Annotated in this window: 19 protein-coding genes; 10 read left to right on the forward strand and 9 right to left on the reverse strand. The window is 37.6% G+C overall.

Annotated elements, in window-relative coordinates; translation table 11 throughout:
• The first annotated feature begins 18 nt into the window (after positions 1–18).
• The 8 genes from ribE (at position 19) to ptsP (ending at position 9,009) form a co-directional block, all read left to right on the forward strand.
• On the forward strand, positions 19–678 hold the full coding sequence (gene ribE, locus ACNHOZ_RS15480) for a riboflavin synthase (protein WP_028414136.1): 660 nt from the start codon (positions 19–21) through the stop codon (positions 676–678).
• Between the two features lie 16 nt (positions 679–694).
• Positions 695–1,888, forward strand: a complete 1,194-nt coding sequence (locus ACNHOZ_RS15485) for a bifunctional 3,4-dihydroxy-2-butanone-4-phosphate synthase/GTP cyclohydrolase II (protein WP_028414135.1) — start codon at positions 695–697, stop codon at positions 1,886–1,888.
• Positions 1,889–1,979: 91 nt separating this feature from the next.
• A complete protein-coding gene (gene ribH, locus ACNHOZ_RS15490) occupies positions 1,980–2,450 on the forward strand; it encodes a 6,7-dimethyl-8-ribityllumazine synthase (RefSeq protein ID WP_013056007.1) in 471 nt (156 codons plus the stop codon).
• A 374-nt stretch (positions 2,451–2,824) separates the two neighbouring features.
• On the forward strand, positions 2,825–3,697 hold the full coding sequence (locus ACNHOZ_RS15495) for a hypothetical protein (RefSeq protein WP_028414134.1): 873 nt from the start codon (positions 2,825–2,827) through the stop codon (positions 3,695–3,697).
• A 131-nt stretch (positions 3,698–3,828) separates the two neighbouring features.
• Entirely contained in the window at positions 3,829–4,677 is an 849-nt protein-coding gene (gene glcT, locus ACNHOZ_RS15500; protein WP_048020025.1) for a glucose PTS transporter transcription antiterminator GlcT, read from the forward strand.
• Positions 4,678–4,948: 271 nt separating this feature from the next.
• Entirely contained in the window at positions 4,949–7,003 is a 2,055-nt protein-coding gene (gene ptsG / locus ACNHOZ_RS15505) for a glucose-specific PTS transporter subunit IIBC (protein WP_028414132.1), read from the forward strand.
• Positions 7,004–7,021: 18 nt separating this feature from the next.
• A complete protein-coding gene (locus tag ACNHOZ_RS15510) occupies positions 7,022–7,288 on the forward strand; it encodes a phosphocarrier protein HPr (protein ID WP_013056011.1) in 267 nt (88 codons plus the stop codon).
• Complete coding sequence (gene ptsP / locus ACNHOZ_RS15515; RefSeq protein WP_048020024.1) at positions 7,288–9,009, forward strand: phosphoenolpyruvate--protein phosphotransferase; 1,722 nt, start codon at positions 7,288–7,290, stop codon at positions 9,007–9,009. Before ACNHOZ_RS15510 ends, ptsP begins: the two co-directional genes overlap by 1 nt.
• 41 nt (positions 9,010–9,050) lie before the next feature.
• On the opposite strand, the gene ACNHOZ_RS15520 is transcribed toward ptsP, so the two are convergent.
• The 3 genes from ACNHOZ_RS15520 to ACNHOZ_RS15530 form a co-directional block, all read right to left on the reverse strand.
• A complete protein-coding gene (locus tag ACNHOZ_RS15520; RefSeq protein ID WP_033578394.1) occupies positions 9,051–9,737 on the reverse strand; it encodes an LrgB family protein in 687 nt (228 codons plus the stop codon).
• Positions 9,734–10,102: a CidA/LrgA family holin-like protein gene (locus ACNHOZ_RS15525; RefSeq protein WP_014461029.1), complete on the reverse strand. Its 369-nt coding sequence runs from the start codon at positions 10,100–10,102 to the stop codon at positions 9,734–9,736. The genes ACNHOZ_RS15520 and ACNHOZ_RS15525 overlap by 4 nt, the downstream gene beginning before the upstream one ends.
• A gap of 501 nt (positions 10,103–10,603) precedes the next feature.
• Complete coding sequence (locus ACNHOZ_RS15530) at positions 10,604–11,479, reverse strand: LysR family transcriptional regulator (RefSeq protein WP_033578395.1); 876 nt, start codon at positions 11,477–11,479, stop codon at positions 10,604–10,606.
• A 241-nt stretch (positions 11,480–11,720) separates the two neighbouring features.
• On the opposite strand from ACNHOZ_RS15530, the gene ACNHOZ_RS15535 reads away from it, so the two are divergent.
• On the forward strand, positions 11,721–12,497 hold the full coding sequence (locus tag ACNHOZ_RS15535) for a hypothetical protein (RefSeq protein WP_033578396.1): 777 nt from the start codon (positions 11,721–11,723) through the stop codon (positions 12,495–12,497).
• A gap of 139 nt (positions 12,498–12,636) precedes the next feature.
• On the opposite strand, the gene ACNHOZ_RS15540 is transcribed toward ACNHOZ_RS15535, so the two are convergent.
• Positions 12,637–13,332: a GNAT family N-acetyltransferase gene (locus ACNHOZ_RS15540; protein WP_033578397.1), complete on the reverse strand. Its 696-nt coding sequence runs from the start codon at positions 13,330–13,332 to the stop codon at positions 12,637–12,639.
• 140 nt (positions 13,333–13,472) lie between these two features.
• Here ACNHOZ_RS15540 and ACNHOZ_RS15545 point away from each other — a divergent pair, with 140 nt between their 5' ends.
• Positions 13,473–14,258, forward strand: a complete 786-nt coding sequence (locus ACNHOZ_RS15545; protein ID WP_048020023.1) for an SDR family oxidoreductase — start codon at positions 13,473–13,475, stop codon at positions 14,256–14,258.
• A gap of 36 nt (positions 14,259–14,294) precedes the next feature.
• Here the strand turns inward: ACNHOZ_RS15545 and ACNHOZ_RS15550 are convergent, their stop codons facing one another.
• From ACNHOZ_RS15550 to ACNHOZ_RS15570, 5 genes are all read right to left on the reverse strand, one after another.
• The gene (locus ACNHOZ_RS15550) at positions 14,295–14,906 is read right to left on the reverse strand and encodes a nitroreductase family protein (RefSeq protein ID WP_014461024.1); all 612 of its coding nucleotides are present in this window, start codon (positions 14,904–14,906) and stop codon (positions 14,295–14,297) included.
• 152 nt (positions 14,907–15,058) lie between these two features.
• On the reverse strand, positions 15,059–16,225 hold the full coding sequence (locus tag ACNHOZ_RS15555; RefSeq protein WP_048020022.1) for an aminotransferase A: 1,167 nt from the start codon (positions 16,223–16,225) through the stop codon (positions 15,059–15,061).
• 96 nt (positions 16,226–16,321) lie between these two features.
• Positions 16,322–16,543, reverse strand: coding sequence for an IDEAL domain-containing protein (locus tag ACNHOZ_RS15560; RefSeq protein ID WP_028414125.1), 222 nt, complete (start codon positions 16,541–16,543; stop codon positions 16,322–16,324).
• Positions 16,544–16,746: 203 nt separating this feature from the next.
• On the reverse strand, positions 16,747–16,941 hold the full coding sequence (locus tag ACNHOZ_RS15565) for a hypothetical protein (protein WP_013056022.1): 195 nt from the start codon (positions 16,939–16,941) through the stop codon (positions 16,747–16,749).
• A 113-nt stretch (positions 16,942–17,054) separates the two neighbouring features.
• Positions 17,055–17,654, reverse strand: a complete 600-nt coding sequence (locus ACNHOZ_RS15570; protein ID WP_013082269.1) for a TetR/AcrR family transcriptional regulator — start codon at positions 17,652–17,654, stop codon at positions 17,055–17,057.
• Positions 17,655–17,937: the final 283 nt, after the last annotated feature.

Below are 17,937 nucleotides of genomic sequence, written 5' to 3' on the forward strand. Positions count from 1 at the left end.
CCAAAGCAGGTGAAGAAAATGTTCACAGGTATTATTGAAGAAATTGGAAAAATAAAACGTATTCAAAAGGCTACAGAAGCAATTGTTCTTACGATTGATGCGAAGACCGTGTTAGAAGATGTGAACTTAGGGGATAGTATTTCAGTTAACGGCGTTTGTTTAACCGTAACGGCTTACTCTCAAAATGAATTTACGGTCGACGTCATGCCGGAGACGATTAAAGCAAGTACCCTGCAGCTTCTAACCGTTGGATCACGTGTTAACTTAGAACGGGCGATGGCTGCAAATGGCCGGTTTGGAGGGCATTTCGTCAGCGGACACGTTGATGGAATTGGAACCATTGTAAGCAAAACACGTAAAGGAAATGCCTTTTATTATGAAATTCAAGTAGATCCTGAACTTCGTGAATTTATGATGTTAAAAGGATCTGTTTCTGTAGACGGAACAAGTCTTACTATTTTTGATGTCAGCAACCAATCATTTACTATTTCTCTTATTCCTCATACGGTGCTTCACACAGTCGTGGGAGACAAACAGCGAGGAGACAAGGTGAATATTGAATGCGATATGTTAGCTAAATATATGCATCAGATGATGGCTAACAAGTCAACTCCTGGCGCCTCGAATCGGTCAGGTAATATGAAGGATTTATTGCAGCAGCATGGTTTTACAAATTAACAGTGAGGTGAAAAAGATGTTTCATAAAGTAGAAGAAGCCATTGAAGAGTTAAAAAAGGGAAAAGTGGTTATTGTATGCGACGATGAAGATCGAGAAAATGAAGGAGATTTTATTGCATTAGCCGAAAAAACGACGCCTGAGGTTATTAACTTTATGGCTACTCATGGAAGAGGATTAATTTGTACACCTGTTAATGAAGAAATTGCGCATAAATTGAATCTTCACCCGATGGTAGTGAACAATACGGATGTACATGGAACAGCATTTACAGTAAGTATTGATCATATTTCAAGTACAACAGGTATCAGTGCGTACGAACGTTCTGCTACCGTTATGGCTCTTGTAAATGAAGCAACGGTAGCAAGTGATTTCCAACGACCAGGACACATTTTTCCGTTGATTGCAAAAGACGGGGGCGTTCTGCAGCGTGCGGGTCATACAGAGGCCGCTGTTGATTTAGCCGTGTTAGCAGGAGGAAAGCCTGCGGGTGTTATTTGTGAAATCATGAATGAAGATGGAACAATGGCACGCGTACCGGATTTAACAAAGATTGCAGAGCAATTTGATTTAAAAATGATTACAATAAAAGATTTGATTGCCTACCGCCGTAAACATGACCAGCTGATTAGCCGTGAAGTAGAAGTAAGCTTACCTACGGCATTTGGTGATTTTAAGGCTGTAGGATATACAAATAAACTTGATAATAAAGAACATGTGGCTCTTATCAAGGGTGATATTGATCATAATAGCCCCGTTCTCGTGCGGGTTCACTCCGAGTGCTTGACTGGAGATGTGTTTGGCTCTGAGCGCTGTGACTGCGGTCCTCAGCTTCACGCGGCTCTTACGCAAATTGAAGAAGAAGGACGCGGCATTCTGCTGTATATGCGTCAAGAGGGCAGAGGTATTGGCTTATTAAATAAGCTAAGAGCATATAAGCTGCAGGAAGAAGGATACGATACCGTAGAAGCGAATGAAAAACTCGGGTTTGCTGCGGATTTACGAGAGTATGGAATCGGTGCTCAAATCTTAAAGGACCTTGGAGTCAAACAAATGAAGCTTTTAACGAACAATCCTCGCAAAATTACTGGGCTAAAAGGCTACGACCTTGAAGTGGTAGAGAGAGTGCCTCTTCAAATGCCGGCAGTGGATGCCAATAAAAAATACTTAGATACCAAAGCTAAAAAACTAGGTCATTTATTACATTTATAAGTTTACACTTTTTTTCGTTATAACAAATGAAGCTAATTCATGAAAAGAAATGTAAATAACTATATATTACTACTAGCAGGAGGAACAAGAGATGAATCATTTATATGAAGGAAATTTAGTTGGCACAGGATTAAAAATCGGAATCGTGGTAGGGCGTTTTAATGAATTTATTACAGGGCGTTTACTTAGTGGAGCAGAAGATGCGCTTAAACGTCACGGCGTAGCTGATGAAGATGTAGACGTGGCTTGGGTACCGGGCGCTTATGAAATTCCATTAATCGCTAAAAAATTAGCTGAATCTAAAAAATATGACGCGGTTATTACGCTAGGAACGGTTATTCGAGGAGCTACTCCCCACTTTGATTTTGTATGTAATGAAGTAGCAAAAGGCGTTGCATCTCAAAGCTTACAAACAGGCGTACCAATTATCTTTGGTGTATTAACAACTGAAACAATTGAGCAAGCAATTGAACGTGCAGGAACAAAAGCAGGGAACAAAGGATGGGAAGCTGCAGCATCAGCTATCGAAATGGCTAACCTTTCAAAAATGATTGAAGGATAATAGAGGACGTTCCAGTTTTTGTGAGTTAAAAGAGGCTGAAACAAAAGTATGGTAGTTGAAAGAAGATCCGAACGATGAATCGTTCGGATTTTTTCATGGTTAGGGTTACATTACAACGTAGGTTTCCTGTATGTAGGCTTCTAACTGTTGAGTGGAGAGCAGGGCGAAGGCTCCTGTAGGGAAAGCGCAGCCTTGCAGGGAAATCACCTGCAGTGCAGCAAGCGATCCATACTATCTCATGTATCCGATTTGTTCGCCTTTAGATTGGATTGATGTAGTATGTCTCAATCTCTTTTGAATAGCAGCTAGCTATGTATAATTTAGCTAAAACGTCTTACTCTAAGTAATAATTAGGTCGTAAAAGGGAGACGTCTATGCCTCATTATACTGCTTTTTTTGCATTGATTATTATCAGCACAGCCGTTTTGCTTACAGTATTCATACGTAAAAAAGATAAAAAGCTAGTCGTTTTGCTTTTTTTTATCATTGGAATGGCTTATGTACTAGAGTATGTTGTATTTGTGTTGTTTGAAAGTTACGAGTACGATCCTGATTTTATGACCAATGAATATTTTGATAATTTGTTTGGGTCCTTAACTTCTCAAACGTTTGCTTTTCCAATCATGGCTATGGTGGTAGCTGCTTATCAATTAAAATTTCGCTATATTTTAATCATTTCGGCTATGTTTATGGGGATTGAAGAATTATTTTTACACTGGGATATCTATACACATCACTGGTGGAAAACAATTTATACAGGCGTTTTAATGACTATAGGCTTTAGTATTTCAAAGATTTGGTATGTATGGCTAACAGAACGGTATATGACATTTGTGCATTACGCTACATTTTTTCTGGGAATGCTCGCCATTACTTCTACTATTATGTTTCTGCTGTTAGCATACTTTCATAATAATTGGTTTTATACGGGATGGTTTGCGTCGGCTACTCATGATTCCGTAAATGCAACGATGATTTATGTTTGTATTGTTACGATTCTCCTCGTTTGGAGTGTAGTCAAAGAATTTTTTATTGGAGCTGGGATCATTATAGCGGGGCTGCGTATAGTAGATATTTTACTAATTCACTATGGGATTTTACTGGTATCTATTACCACTTCACTTGTTCTTTTTACGCTTTTACAAGCGGGTATATTCATTCTGAGCGTTATGCTTCAACATTTTATTATGAAAAATTGTTATGGGACGAGTAAAAAAGACGTTGCGTTTCCAGCGAAGAACTACTAAGATAATACGTAACTCAAATAGTTTAGTTCAATAATATTTGAAACAAAGAAAAATGAATTGACGGTTATGCGTATTATTTGTAAGATAGGAAAGCAAATAATAGAAAGCCGAAACAGGGGAGTGAAGGATTCGTGAAAGAGTCCTTTTTTGTAGAAAAGGTACTTAATAATAATGTATTAATTGCTAAACACCTTACCTATGATGAAGTTGTGCTAATTGGGAAAGGAATAGGGTTCAACAAGAAAAAAGACGATGAAATCGATGCAAAAGCTGTGGAAAAAATGTTTTTGCTAAAGAGTGAAGAAGAGCAAGAACAGTACAAGCAGCTTTTAGCTCAGGTGGATGAAGATGTAATTGAAATGATGAATGATATTGTAACGCATATTCAAAAACGCGTTAATATCCCTTTGAATGAGCATATACACATTTCATTGACAGATCATATCGCCTTTGCGATAAAACGTTTTCAGCAGGGGATGGGTCTTAAAAATCCATTTTTACTTGAAACAAAAGCCTTATATCCAGAGGAATATACAATCGCATCTGAAGTGGTAGAGATCATTAGTCGTAAAATAGGCGTGCAGCTTCCGGTAGGAGAGATTGGTTTTATCGCGCTTCATATCCATAGTGCGCTGACTGAAAAAAACCTGTTAGAAGTGAATCAAGACTCGCAGCTTATTCAAACGATTATTAATGTGATTGAAGAATCGCTTCATCTGCAGGTAGACAAAGAATCTGTACACTATATGAGATTGATTCGTCATTTGCATTTTGCCATTGATCGAGTAAAAACAGGGGAAAAAATAGAAGAGCCAAAAAAAATTGCTTTGCTATTGAAAGAAGAATATCCTCTGTGTTACAATGTGTCTTGGAAAGTGATAAAAGTAATGCAGCAAGCGTTACATTTACCTGTGTATGAAGCAGAAGCAGTTTACTTAACGATGCATCTGCAGCGACTTATAACAAAAACGGATTTATAAAATCATTTCAATACGTGTTACTGATACGATCAGGCATGAGTGAGAAATGAAGCGATGTGTAATTGGATGAGTGTATCCATTTATCGTTTCTTTTTCCTCATGCCTTTTTTTGTTATAAGAAAGCGCAATCATTTAAAACTTAGGCTTCAGGACACCAGGAGATGTAATAAGTTTTCTAGTTAAAGAAAGCGTTTTATGAAAGCGCGTTAATGATTCACGTATCAAATAAATAGCTTGTTGCACACTAAATATATAAAAGGAGGTAAGCGCCATGTTTAAAAAACTTTTTGGAGTATTACAAAAAGTCGGAAAAGCGCTTATGCTACCGGTTGCGATTTTACCGGCAGCAGGGATTTTACTTGGAGTAGGGACAGCGCTTCAAAACCCTACATTGTTGGATGCAGTACCGGCACTTGGTGCAGACTGGGTTCAATTAGTTTCAAATGTTTTGTCGCAGGCGGGTCAAATCGTATTTGACAACTTATCGCTATTGTTTGCCGTTGGTGTTGCCGTTGGTTTAGCCGGTGGTGACGGTGTAGCAGGTATTGCTGCAATCGTAGGTTACTTAATTATGAACAAAACGATGAGCACAATCTTAGTTGCTACAGGACAACTAGATCCTGACAAAATGGGTGCTAATCCAGCTTACACTAGCATCTTAGGAATTCCTACGTTAGCTACGGGTGTATTCGGGGGTATCATAGTAGGTATTTTAGCTTCATCCATGTATAATCGTTATTTCAATATTGAATTACCATCTTACTTAGGGTTCTTTGCAGGAAAACGATTTGTACCAATTATTACTGGGGTATTTTCAATTCTTTTAGGTGTTATTATGATTTTCATTTGGCCGCCAATTCAAAGCGGATTAAATGCTTTCTCTACCAACATGATTGATGCAAACCCAACTTTATCAGCGTTTGTATTTGGATTAATTGAACGTTCATTAATTCCATTTGGACTTCATCACATCTTCTACTCTCCGTTCTGGTTTGAGTTTGGTGATTATGTCAATAAAGCAGGTCAACATATTCATGGTGACCAAAAGATTTTCTTTGCTCAATTAGCAGATGGCGTGCCTTTAACAGCAGGAACATTCCAAGTTGGTAAATTCCCGTTCATGATGTTCGGATTGCCAGCAGCCGCTCTTGCGATTTATCACGAAGCGCGTCCTGAAAACAAAAAATATGTAGCTGGTATCATGGGTTCAGCTGCTTTAACATCTTTCTTAACGGGTATTACAGAGCCGCTTGAGTTCTCGTTCTTATTCGTAGCACCAGTATTATTTGCGATTCACGCAGTATTTGCTGGTTTGTCGTTTATGGTTATGCAATTATTAAATGTTAAAATCGGTATGACATTCTCAGGTGGGGTTATCGATTACGTTCTATTTGGAGTTATGCAAAACCGCACAGCATGGTGGCTAGTTATTCCAGTAGGTTTAGTTCTAGCAGTTATCTACTACTTCGGTTTCCGCTTTGCAATCCGTAAATTTAACTTAAAAACACCGGGTCGTGAAGATAAAGAAGAAGGAGAAGAAGATGTAAAAGTAGAAGCAGCAGAGCTTCCGACAAATATTTTGGCTGCACTTGGCGGTAAAGAAAACATTACACATTTAGATGCTTGTATTACGCGTTTACGTGTTTCAGTAGATGATGTGGGTAACGTTGATAAAAACCGTTTGAAAAAACTTGGAGCAGCTGGTGTTCTTGAAGTTGGTAACAATATTCAAGCTATTTTCGGTCCGAAATCTGATACGTTAAAAGGTCAAATTCAAGACATTATGAATGGCAAAACACCGGTTGTCACAAAAGAAGAGACAAAAACAATTGAAAAACCTGTTGCAACATCTGAAGTAGGAAGCGATAATGGTAATGATATTGTTTCACCGATTGAGGGAGAATTGGTACCTTTATCGGAAGTACCAGATCAGGTATTTTCACAAAAATTAATGGGTGACGGTTTTGCGATTATTCCGAAAACAGGCACAGTAGTTGCACCAGTGGACGGAAAAATAGTAAACTTATTCCCGACGAAACATGCTTTAGGTATTGAATCAACGACTGGACGTGAAATTTTAATTCACGTTGGTATTGATACAGTTAATTTAAAAGGCGAAGGTTTTGAAGCTTTAGTTGCCCAAGGCGATGAAGTGAAAAAAGGACAGCCTCTATTGAAAATTGATTTAGACTTTGTAAAAGAAAATGCGCCATCGACGATTACGCCGATCATTTTCACGAATTTACAAGCTGATGAAAAAATTGATATCTTAAAGCAGGGCCAAGTTTCTCAACAAGAAGCAAATATTATTAACATTTCAAAGTAAAAAGGAGATTGATTTAACATGGCACAAAAAACATTTACAGTAACAGCAGACTCAGGAATTCACGCACGTCCAGCAACAACTTTAGTACAAGCAGCAAGCAAATTTGATTCTGACATCAACTTAGAATTCAACGGTAAAACTGTAAACTTAAAATCAATCATGGGCGTTATGTCTTTAGGTATTCAAAAAGGCGCTACAATCACTATCTCTGCAGAAGGTTCTGACGAAGCAGATGCACTTGCTGCTCTTGAAGATACAATGAGCAAAGAAGGATTAGGCGAATAATGACAAAGGAAATTCAAGGCATTGCCGCTTCTAGCGGCATTGCTATTGCTAAAGCATTTCGTCTAGAAAATCCAGAATTAACCGTTGAAAAAAAATCAGTAACTGAAGTTGAAGCAGAAGTAGCACGTCTAGAAGCTGCGCTAGAAAAATCAAAATCAGAACTTGAAATTATTAGAGAGCACGCTCGTAAAGAACTTGGAGATGACAAAGCAGAAATCTTTGAAGCTCACTTATTAGTTCTAAGCGATCCTGAACTTATTAATCCAATTAAAGATAAAATTACGAATGAAAATGTAAACGCTGAACATGCACTTGATGAAGTAGCGGCAATGTTTATTAATATGTTTGAGTCAATGGACAATGAATATATGAAAGAACGTGCTGCTGATATCCGTGACGTAACAAAACGTGTATTAGCTCATCTTTTAGGTGTAAACGTTTCAAATCCAAGCTTAATCTCAGAAGAAGTTGTCATTATCGCAGAAGATTTAACGCCGTCTGATACAGCACAGTTAAATCGTAAGTTCGTAAAAGGATTTACAACAGATATTGGCGGACGTACTTCTCACTCAGCAATTATGGCGCGTTCAATGGAGATCCCAGCTGTTGTAGGTACAAAAACAGTTATGGAAGATATTCAAAACGGCGTATTAGTAATTGTTGATGGTTTAGATGGCGAAGTTATCGTTGATCCAAGCGAAGAAACAGTAAAAGCTTACGAGAAAAAAGCCGCTGAGTATGCAGAACAAAAAGCTGAGTGGGCTAAGCTTGTAAATGAAAAAACGGTTTCAGCTGATGATCATCACGTTGAACTTGCAGCTAACATTGGTACACCAGAAGATATAAAAGGCGTATTAGAAAACGGCGGCGAAGGCGTTGGCCTTTATCGTACAGAATTCTTATATATGGGCCGCGAAGATCTTCCGACGGAAGAAGAGCAGTTTACTTCTTATAAAACAGTTCTTGAACGTATGGAAGGCAAACCAGTGGTTGTTCGTACTCTTGACATCGGTGGAGACAAAGAGCTTCCTTATTTAAATCTACCAAAAGAAATGAACCCATTCTTAGGATTCCGTGCCATTCGCTTATGTCTAGAGATGCAAGACATGTTCCGTACACAGCTTCGTGCGCTTCTACGTGCAAGCGTATACGGTAATCTGAAAATTATGTTTCCTATGATCGCTACTGTTGATGAGTTCCGTCAAGCAAAAGCTATTCTTTTAGAAGAAAAAGCAAAACTTCAACAAGAAGGCGTACAAGTTTCGGAAGACATCGAAGTAGGGATGATGGTAGAGATTCCTTCTTCAGCGGTAATCGCAGATTTATTTGCTAAAGAAGTAGATTTCTTCTCTATCGGAACAAACGATTTAATTCAATACACGCTTGCTGCTGACCGCATGAATGAGCGCGTGTCTTATTTATACCAACCGTATAACCCAGCGATTCTTCGCTTAGTGAATATGGTAATCAAAGCGGCTCACAAAGAAGGTAAATGGGTAGGCATGTGCGGAGAGATGGCAGGAGATGAGATTGCCATTCCAATTCTTTTAGGCTTAGGCTTAGATGAATTCTCAATGAGTGCAACGTCTATTCTGAAAGCTCGTTCTCAAATCCGTCAATTATCAAAAGCTGATATCGAACCTCATTTAGATACAATTCTATCAATGTCTTCTACGGAAGAAGTTATTGAGTTCGTAAAATCAACTTTTCATATTGGATAATAAAAAGGTGTGATCATATATGATCACACCTTTTTTATCTTTTAAGAGAAAATAGTAGGCAAAAGCATATTTGCAAACAGCATTGTAAGAAGTGCTGCTACGATCATGCCAAGGCTAGAAAAAGTGCCTTCAATTTTTCCAAATTCAAAAGCTCTTGCTGTACCTGTCCCATGGGAAGCTACTCCTAAAAGAAGACCTCTTGCTAGAGAAGAGTGCAGTGCGAGGAGCTTAATCAGTTTTGGAGCGACCATACATCCTACTACACCGGTTATAATCACAAACATAATGGTAATATTCGGATCTCCTCCTAGCGTCTGAGACACATTAACGGCAATAGGAATCGTAACCGATCTTGGAATCAAGCTATGAACCAGCGTTGATTGTAAATGAAACACTAATGCTAACAGCATGGAAGAAATCATGGCAGCAAACGTTCCGAGCCCTACGCTTAAGCTGATTTCAACACGATGTTTTTTGAGTAAATCAAAGTATTTAAACATAGGAACAGCAAAAGCAACAGTTGCTGGTCCAAGCATAAAGCTAATAGCACTGGCACCTTGCTTATAATGATCATAAGAGCCATTCGTTACTAATAAGATGCCAATTAAAAGAATGGGGGCTAGTAAAATAGGGGAAACTAGCATAGACTTATATTTTTTATAGAGCACTTTTGTGCCGACATAAACGAGCAGTGTAAGCGGAAGAGCAATCCATGTGAGTAATGTCATTTTAGCGAACCTTCCTTTCTTCTTGAAATATGTTCTGCAATGATTCCCGTTACAGACATCACAATGATCGTACTGATTGTGATAATAATCACAATCTGGATTCCAAAATGCATCAATACATCTCCATAATTGATGAGTCCAACGACGGCTGGTATGAAAAATAATAATAGTTCTCCCACTAACAGTGTTCCACCTTGTTCAACCCAGCTTAATTTAATTACTTTAAAGTACAGTAAGAAAAACAGTAAGAAAAATCCGATGATACTACCTGGCACTGGGAGGTCAAACCACTGTGAAATACTTTCTCCTATTAAAAACAGAGCCGTTAGTAATAAAATCTGTAAAATCACCATAATCAGTTTCATGATTAGCCTCCTTTATTTATGTTTTTATTCATTCATTCATTCCTAGTTTGTTGAGACAATAATGGAGTCGTCTATGCTGAAAAGACGACTCCATCATGGGAAAAGAGAAACTATTTGGATTTTGCAAATGGGGATACAACTTAAGTAAATGAATGCTACACACTTATCTTACAAAAAAACGACTATAATATGAAATATATAATAACTATGATAACTATTCTTTTTAGTTATAGTCGCAAGAAATCTCTTTACAAATGCGTTGGTAACCTTTTCAAAAAAGCGTTTGTGAAATATAAGGTGTAATTATTTAATAAAAGGCAATCAAAAAAAGAAATTGTGACATGCCTACATCCATTCAATCTAAAGACGAACCAATGGGATAAATGATTTAGTATGAATGACTTGTTACACCGCCATGAAAAAAATCCGAACGAGTTTGATTCCCCATCAAGAATCAGGCTCGTTCGGATTTTTAATTAAACTACTTTTGTCTCAGCTTTGTTAAACTGTACTTTTAATATAATCAATAAAAGCCTGCGTAGCATAAGAGATATATCGATCTTTTTTAACGATTAAAGCAATTTCCCATGGAATAGCATTCTCGAGATTAATTACTTTCATATGCTCCAAATCAAGCTTTTCACATAATGAATAAGGGAAAAGAGCAATGCCGAGATTAGCAGCTACCAGCTCTCCAATGAAGTCCCACTGAGAGCTTTTAAAAGCAATATTAGGCGTAAATCCATTTTTTAAACATTCGTTATAGACCATTTCATGCATGGTGAAGTCTTCATGAAAGGAAATAAGCGTTTCGTCTTTTAACTCTTTTAATGAAATCGTAGAATGCTGAGCCAACGGATGAGATTTATGCACAACAAGCTGCAGCGTTTCTCGAGCTAAAGGAGTCGTAAAGAACATATTTTCATCAACTGGAAGTAAAACTACCCCTACGTCCACTTCTCCTTGTTCCACAAACTTTTGCATTCTTTTAGCGCCATATTCCACTAATTGAATATCAATCTCAGGGTATTGCTCTCGAAATGCTTTAATAATAGTAGGAAAAAACAATGTACCAATAATAGGGGGAATGCCTATTTTGATGGTTCCTCTTTTTAAATGCATTAAATCATAGAGGGAATCCGATAAATCTCGGAGAGAAGATAAAATGCTTTCAGCTTGCTCGTACACAATTATTCCTGCATCGGTAAGCTGCACTTGTTTGCCAGCGCGATCAAACAAAGGTGTGCCGAGCTCTTCTTCTAATGATTTAACCATTTTACTGAGAGAAGGTTGAGAAATATGCAGCGCTTCAGAAGCTCTTGTGAAATTTTTATGTTTAGCCACTTCTGTTAAGTAATGCAAATGGCGAACATCCATTTTGTATACCTCCGTGTTCATACATGCTAATTAATAAGATACACACATTCTACCACATTCACGATCAGCTCTATACCTTTCTGTTCTATCCAATAAAATGATCAGTAGAAGGGGGAGTGAATACAAAAGAAATTACTAACAATATATATTTACACATTGTTTATTTTAGAAGTATAATATATAAATCAGTAGAACGGTTACATATCGATCACAGAATCAATCAATAAGGTGGTTAGAACGGTTGAGTAAAGCAGATGAAATAAGAGATATCGTTTATATTAATGGCCATGTAAATAAAAAATGCTTTATTACATATGGAATTGAATTTAAAGAGTTTTATCATTCCCTTCCTACGCCGCTTGCAAATATATTATTGTTAAAGCACGGTTTTGAAGACAGTGATTACCATTACCAAACCCATATGGACTATGTAGAAGAAGAACAAATTCATCTTTTAGCAGAGGATGATGTTTATAATTATGGCGATTTTTGTTGGATTGATTTTGAGGATATATCTTCGTTGGATTTGTTAGAACCTCAAGATATTGCAGCGCTGCTGTATTTAGGTCATTTAAAAAAACCGCTCAATTCGCCATTTAATAATAAACTCGGTAATCAATTTGTTTATTTAGCTCACGATGATGGATTTTATAACAAAATCTATTTTCGAGACGTGTATGATATGAAGCACATTTTAAGTCGAATCATTCCGTTAAAAATGTCAGCAATTAAGCAAAAAAGATTTGTATTTAGAAGGAAGAAGTTAGAATATCCGATTTTGCCGCTCGTGTTAGCAAATACGCTTCTTACTTTAACGAATGACGGTTTGTTTATTGATTTTGAACATATGGTTCAATCCCGTAAAGATATTAAAATTCCTTTGTATACAATCGGTGATTTTGACGATATGAATGAAATGTATAATGATCGGTTTGAGCACAAAGAGATGAGTAAATTGCAGGCGCATCTTGTTCTGACTCATAAAGAACTGGAGTGGAGCATTGAAGAAGTTCAATAATCTAAAAAGAAGTTGAGACATAACGTAATGAATCCAATCAACTGCTAGAAGGAACGAGACAGATAAAACTATATTCACCATCACAAAAAAACGAACCACTAATCAAACATGTTGATTAATGGTTCGTTTTTCACTTGGGCTAAAATGCTTTTGTCCCAGCCTCTTTTTGAATAGACGTATAAAATGGATTTTTCCATTCCATTAGTACGGCGTAGTTGTGTGAATCTTCATCTTCAATATAGTTTGCTGCGAGGCCAATAGGCGTTCTGCCACAGCGCATCAAAAAGGTCATAACGGGGTCGTAGAGAGTTCCGGCTGATACAAGGTTCATATATTCAACGGGCGTGTACAAGGAAGACACTGGTGCGTATCCAGGGATGCGGCACCCGCCGAGCAGCCTTTCTAACTTGTAATGAATCACCACTTCATATAAAGACTGCAACAGCAGCTTCCCAAGCCCCATTGATCGATGCGAAGGAGTGACGCACACGTCCACTACATAAAGCGTATTACCAGAAGGGTCGTGCGTATGAATATATCCGCTTCCTGTTACTTCATCCCATGTGTGAGCCGCATTTCCTTCCACTGAAACAATCGCGCTTGTGATAGATCCGCATATTGTCCCGTCTATCTCCACACATAGCGCTCCATCCGGAAAAAGGGAAACATGGTTATTTAACTGATCTTTACTCCATAATAATTCAGAAGGGAAAGGAGGGGGAAAACTTTCTTCTTGAATCCGAATCAACTCATCAAAATCATTCGATGTATATGATCGTACCGTACATATTACAGGCTTATTTTGATGAAAGACAAAGCATTGCTTTTTATACACTGCTTTTTTGCCTCCTTTAAGAAATAATTTTCAGATAATTATACCATATGGAAAAAAGAAATTATTTCATATTTATTGAAGAATTTGACGAGAACGTGATAAAGTTAAAAAGATTCGAACTATTAGATGAGGTGAAAGAAATGGATGTTGAATTAAAAGGAAAAACAGCGCTTGTATTTGCAGCCAGCCAAGGGCTTGGCAAAGCGATTGCTGCTAGACTCGCAGAAGAAGGCGCAAACGTTATGATTGCAAGTCGTTCAGAAGAGAAACTAGCCCAAGTAGCAGAAGAGATTTCATACCTTGGAAGCGGACAAGTGTTACATAAAACGGCAGACGTTACAAAAACAGAGGACATTCAAGATGTTATTCAATATACAGTAGATACGTTTGCAACTATTGATATTTTAATTAATAATACAGGAGGTCCTAAAGCTGGGAATTTCCTTTCGTTAACAGATGATGATTGGAAGCAGGCATTTGAGTTAAATCTCCTCAGCTATATTCGTATTATTCGTGAGGTAGTGCCCTTTATGAAAAAGAGCGGAGGACGTATTGTCAATATTGCTTCTTCTTCCATTAAAGAGCCAATTGCTGGACTTATTCTGTCAAATACCTTCCGTACAGGAATCGTGGGACTTACGAAAACACTTGCTTCAGAACTAGCAGAGGACGGTATCTTAATTAACACGGTTGCGCCAGGAAGAATTGCAACAGACCGAGTGAAAGAGCTAGATACCATTCGTGCTGAAAAAATGGGAGTAGACGTTTTAGAAGTTGAAGAAGAGATGAGAAACCAAATTCCTCTTAAGCGCTACGGTCAGCCTGAAGAGTTTGCTAAAGCCGTTGCTTTCTTTGTTTCGGGAGCGAATTCATATATGACAGGCCAGTCGTTTCTAATCGACGGAGGCATGGTGAAATCCATTTAGTTACATAGAAAAACCCTGCAGCTGCAGGGTTTTTTGTTAAATCCAAGTTGTAACTTGATCTAATGGTAAACGATCGCTAGCATGTGCTTCTTTAGCTGCTTTTCCAACTGAAATAAGCATAACTGGAATGTATCGATCCTCAATTTTAAACTCTTCTACAAATTTTTGTGCGTTAAATCCGCCCATTGAACATGTGTCATATCCTTTTGCTTTTGCTGCAAGCATGAATGTCATAGATGCAAGCGAAGCATTTGTAAACGCGGCATCGCGGGCGAAAGCACCGTTTTTATAAGCGCCGTTAATTTGTCCTGACAAAATGTTTTTTACGTCTTCTGTCATGTGACCTGCTTCGACTAGTGGGTTGTACACGTCATCTACATTTTTATTGGCTTCTAAATCACCTAACACAGCTACTACAGCGCCTGCTTCTGTAATTTGTTTTTGGTTGTAAGCAATTGGAAGTAGACGTTCTTTCGCATCTTGGTCTGTAATAACAACGAAATGCCAGTGCTGTAAGTTCCAAGCTGATGGTGACTTCACTGTTGCTTCTAAAAGTTCCGTTAATTCTTCTTTGCTTAATTTAGCTGAAGAGTCATATTCTCGAATCGATGTACGTTCATTTACCACATCAAAAAAATCTTTTGTCATAATAAAAACCTCCGTTAAAAGTATGTATTTCTTTAGTGAATCGATGCACATTTTATAATGATACACTATTGAAGTCAATTTATATGCTTCTAGTATACCCGCTCTTATGTGCTATCACTCACAAAAAAATGCATACACTTCTTACCACTGGTTTAACGTGATTGACGAGATGTAATAAGATAAGCTTCAATTCGATCACAGGCTTCACGCAGCGTGTTCATGGAATACGCATACGACAGGCGTACATATCCTTCACCGTGGGAAGAAAAAGCGCTGCCGGGTACTAGTGCAACACCCGCTTCTTTGACTAACTCCAGGGCAAAATCAAATGAATTACTGTGGAAGTTCTGGATAGAAGGGAAGATATAAAAAGCACCAGTCGGCTTTTCTACGTCAAATCCCATGTTTACTAGTCGGTCATACACATAATTCAGTCTTTGTTCGTATTCTTTTTTCATATCCACCGCATCGTTTTTACCTGCTGTCAGTGCCTCGAGTGCAGCTGCTTGAGAGACAGAAGAAGCACAGCTCACGTTGTATTGATGAACTTTCAAAATATGTTTGGCTAAATAAGAAGGAGCAAATAAAAGACCAATTCGCCAGCCCGTCATGGAGTGAGACTTTGATACTCCGTTAATAACAATTGTTTTCTCTCTCATAGATGAAATGGAGGCAATGGACTGATGTTTTTTATCAAAAACGAGCTCGCTGTATATTTCATCAGATAGTACAAAAATATTTTTATCGCTTAAAAGAGCAGAAATTTCTTTTAATTCTTGCTGTGACAACGTCACGCCTGTAGGATTAGACGGATAAGGTAAGATGACGCATCTTGTTTTAGAGGTCAAATGTTGTTCGATTAAATCCGCAGTTAGTCGAAATCCTGTTTCGGTTGTATCAATATGTACAGGTTTAGCGCCGTTTAACCGGATAAGCGGTTCGTATCCTGGATAAACAGGTCCAGGCAAGATAACTTCGGAATCTTCTTCTAAAATGGTGCGAAGAGCAATATCAATTGCTTGACTAGCTCCAATGGTCACAATCACTTCATCCGCTGGGTTATAGTGCAAGTCATATTTTTCTTTGACAAATTGAGCTGCTGCCTCGCGCAGTTCGATTGTTCCAGCATTGTGGGTATAAGAAGTTTGGTTACCATCAATTGCAGATTTTGCCGCTTCTTTTACATGCTGTGGTGTTAAGAAGTCAGGTTGTCCAATTGTGAGGGATAAAACATCTTGGTATTGTGAGACCATATTATAAAATGTACGTATTCCTGATAGTTCAATTTCTTTGACACGTTTATTGATTAAGTGCTCCATGGTTTCAAATCCTTCCGCGTATTTTCAACTCATTTTATCACAATGAAAATAGGTAAAAAACCACTATTTGCGCATTTTGCAAATAGTGGTTTTAAGTTAGGTGTTATATAGCTTATTATAAGCAGTTGTTAGTTCATAAAATTGTTCTTCATCTCTGTTATCTAACGCATCGTCGATAAGAGATTTCAAATGCTGTTTATTAAAGTTTGTACTCATAGCCGTTAAAATGCGATCAGCTTCTTTTGCGTAATAGTGTTGGTAAGGTGTGTACTGAGATGAGTGAGGATAGTGATTCATATTTTTTCGATAAGAACTCATAACATAAACCTCCTTTTTTAAAATAAAACGCAGCTTCTATTACTTGAAATGTACCCTTTCTATATAGTTGTTAACCCTGTTTTTAACTGCGAATGTGCTAAGGTATGTGTTAGGAAATCAGAGGTTCCTTGCTTCACGTTCAATTCTAGGTTCAAAAAAATAAGTGCATAAAAAGACCTGCATATATATGCAGGTCTTGTATATTAGTCAGTGTGTATTTGGCCTTCACGCCAATAAACGGGGGAAACGTAGCCAAAATCAACTTCATGATCGTCCAATGTGACAACGCAGTGATCAGAGCCTTCTTGTTCTTTAATATCTTGATATACAGCTTCTTCTACGTTTTCAATAATGGTCATTTCATTATCGTCATTAAAAAGAATGACGGAGCCTTTCATATTACGAACACCTTCTTTTAAGATTATTCATTCACTTTGTGTAGTATAAACCGTTTTGGCTGTAGAGTCCACAGCTATCTTCGATTTCTTGTTAAAAATTTGTGAACAGGCTTTTAGGAATGAATAAGAAACCCTCTAAATAGAAGAGTAACCGACTTGTCTATTCTTTCTTGAAGGGTAGCAGAGTCGGGTTGGTTAGTACACCAGTAGAGAAGGGTGCCAAAAAAATTAAGTATAGCAATAGAAGCCATTTCTTCGGCAGGGATATCGACTATAAGTTCACCTCGGTCTTGTCCTGTTTGAAAAACTTTTGTAAAATGAGCGCGCATTTTTTCAATTTGAAGAATTTCAGATTGTTGAAAGGAACTGTTGGTAATAGCAATATGAAACCAAGAACGGATTAGGTGAGGGTTCGCTTCTTCGTTTGATTGTGCTAGTAATAAAAACAGTTGTTTAACAATGGCAGCAGTTGATTCTTCGGTTTGAAGGAGCTGTTCTAATTTATAGGAGATACGGTTTGTGAAATTAATTCCAAGGTAGTGAAGAACTTCTTCTTTTGTTTTGAAGTAATTAAAAAATGTTCCCTTTGCTACACCCGCTTCATGCGTAATTTGAGACACAGTCGTTTTTTGATATCCCTGCTGTTGGAATAAAGAGATAGCTGCTTTTTGAATGCGTTTTTTTGTTTCTTCTTTTTGTAATCCTCTGTTCATAAATTACACCTCATTTGAATAGGAGTGGTCGTTTGACTCAAGTTCATAAGCTAGTATAGAGAAGTAAAGTAGAGCAAGTAAAAAACTGAGCAGAGGATAAGGCGAAAGGGATCAACGCTCATGTTTTTATATAGTATATAATATTCTGTTAATTCGTAAAACAATATTTTATGTATATGTTTTAGGGAAAAAGGATAATAAAATAAGAAAATTTTTCTTTACGGATATAAGAGGCGGTCACTATAATAGGAAATATGGACTATTAGATAAGCGGGTGAGATGA

The sequence above is a fragment of the Priestia sp. D51 genome, assembly GCF_053345675.1.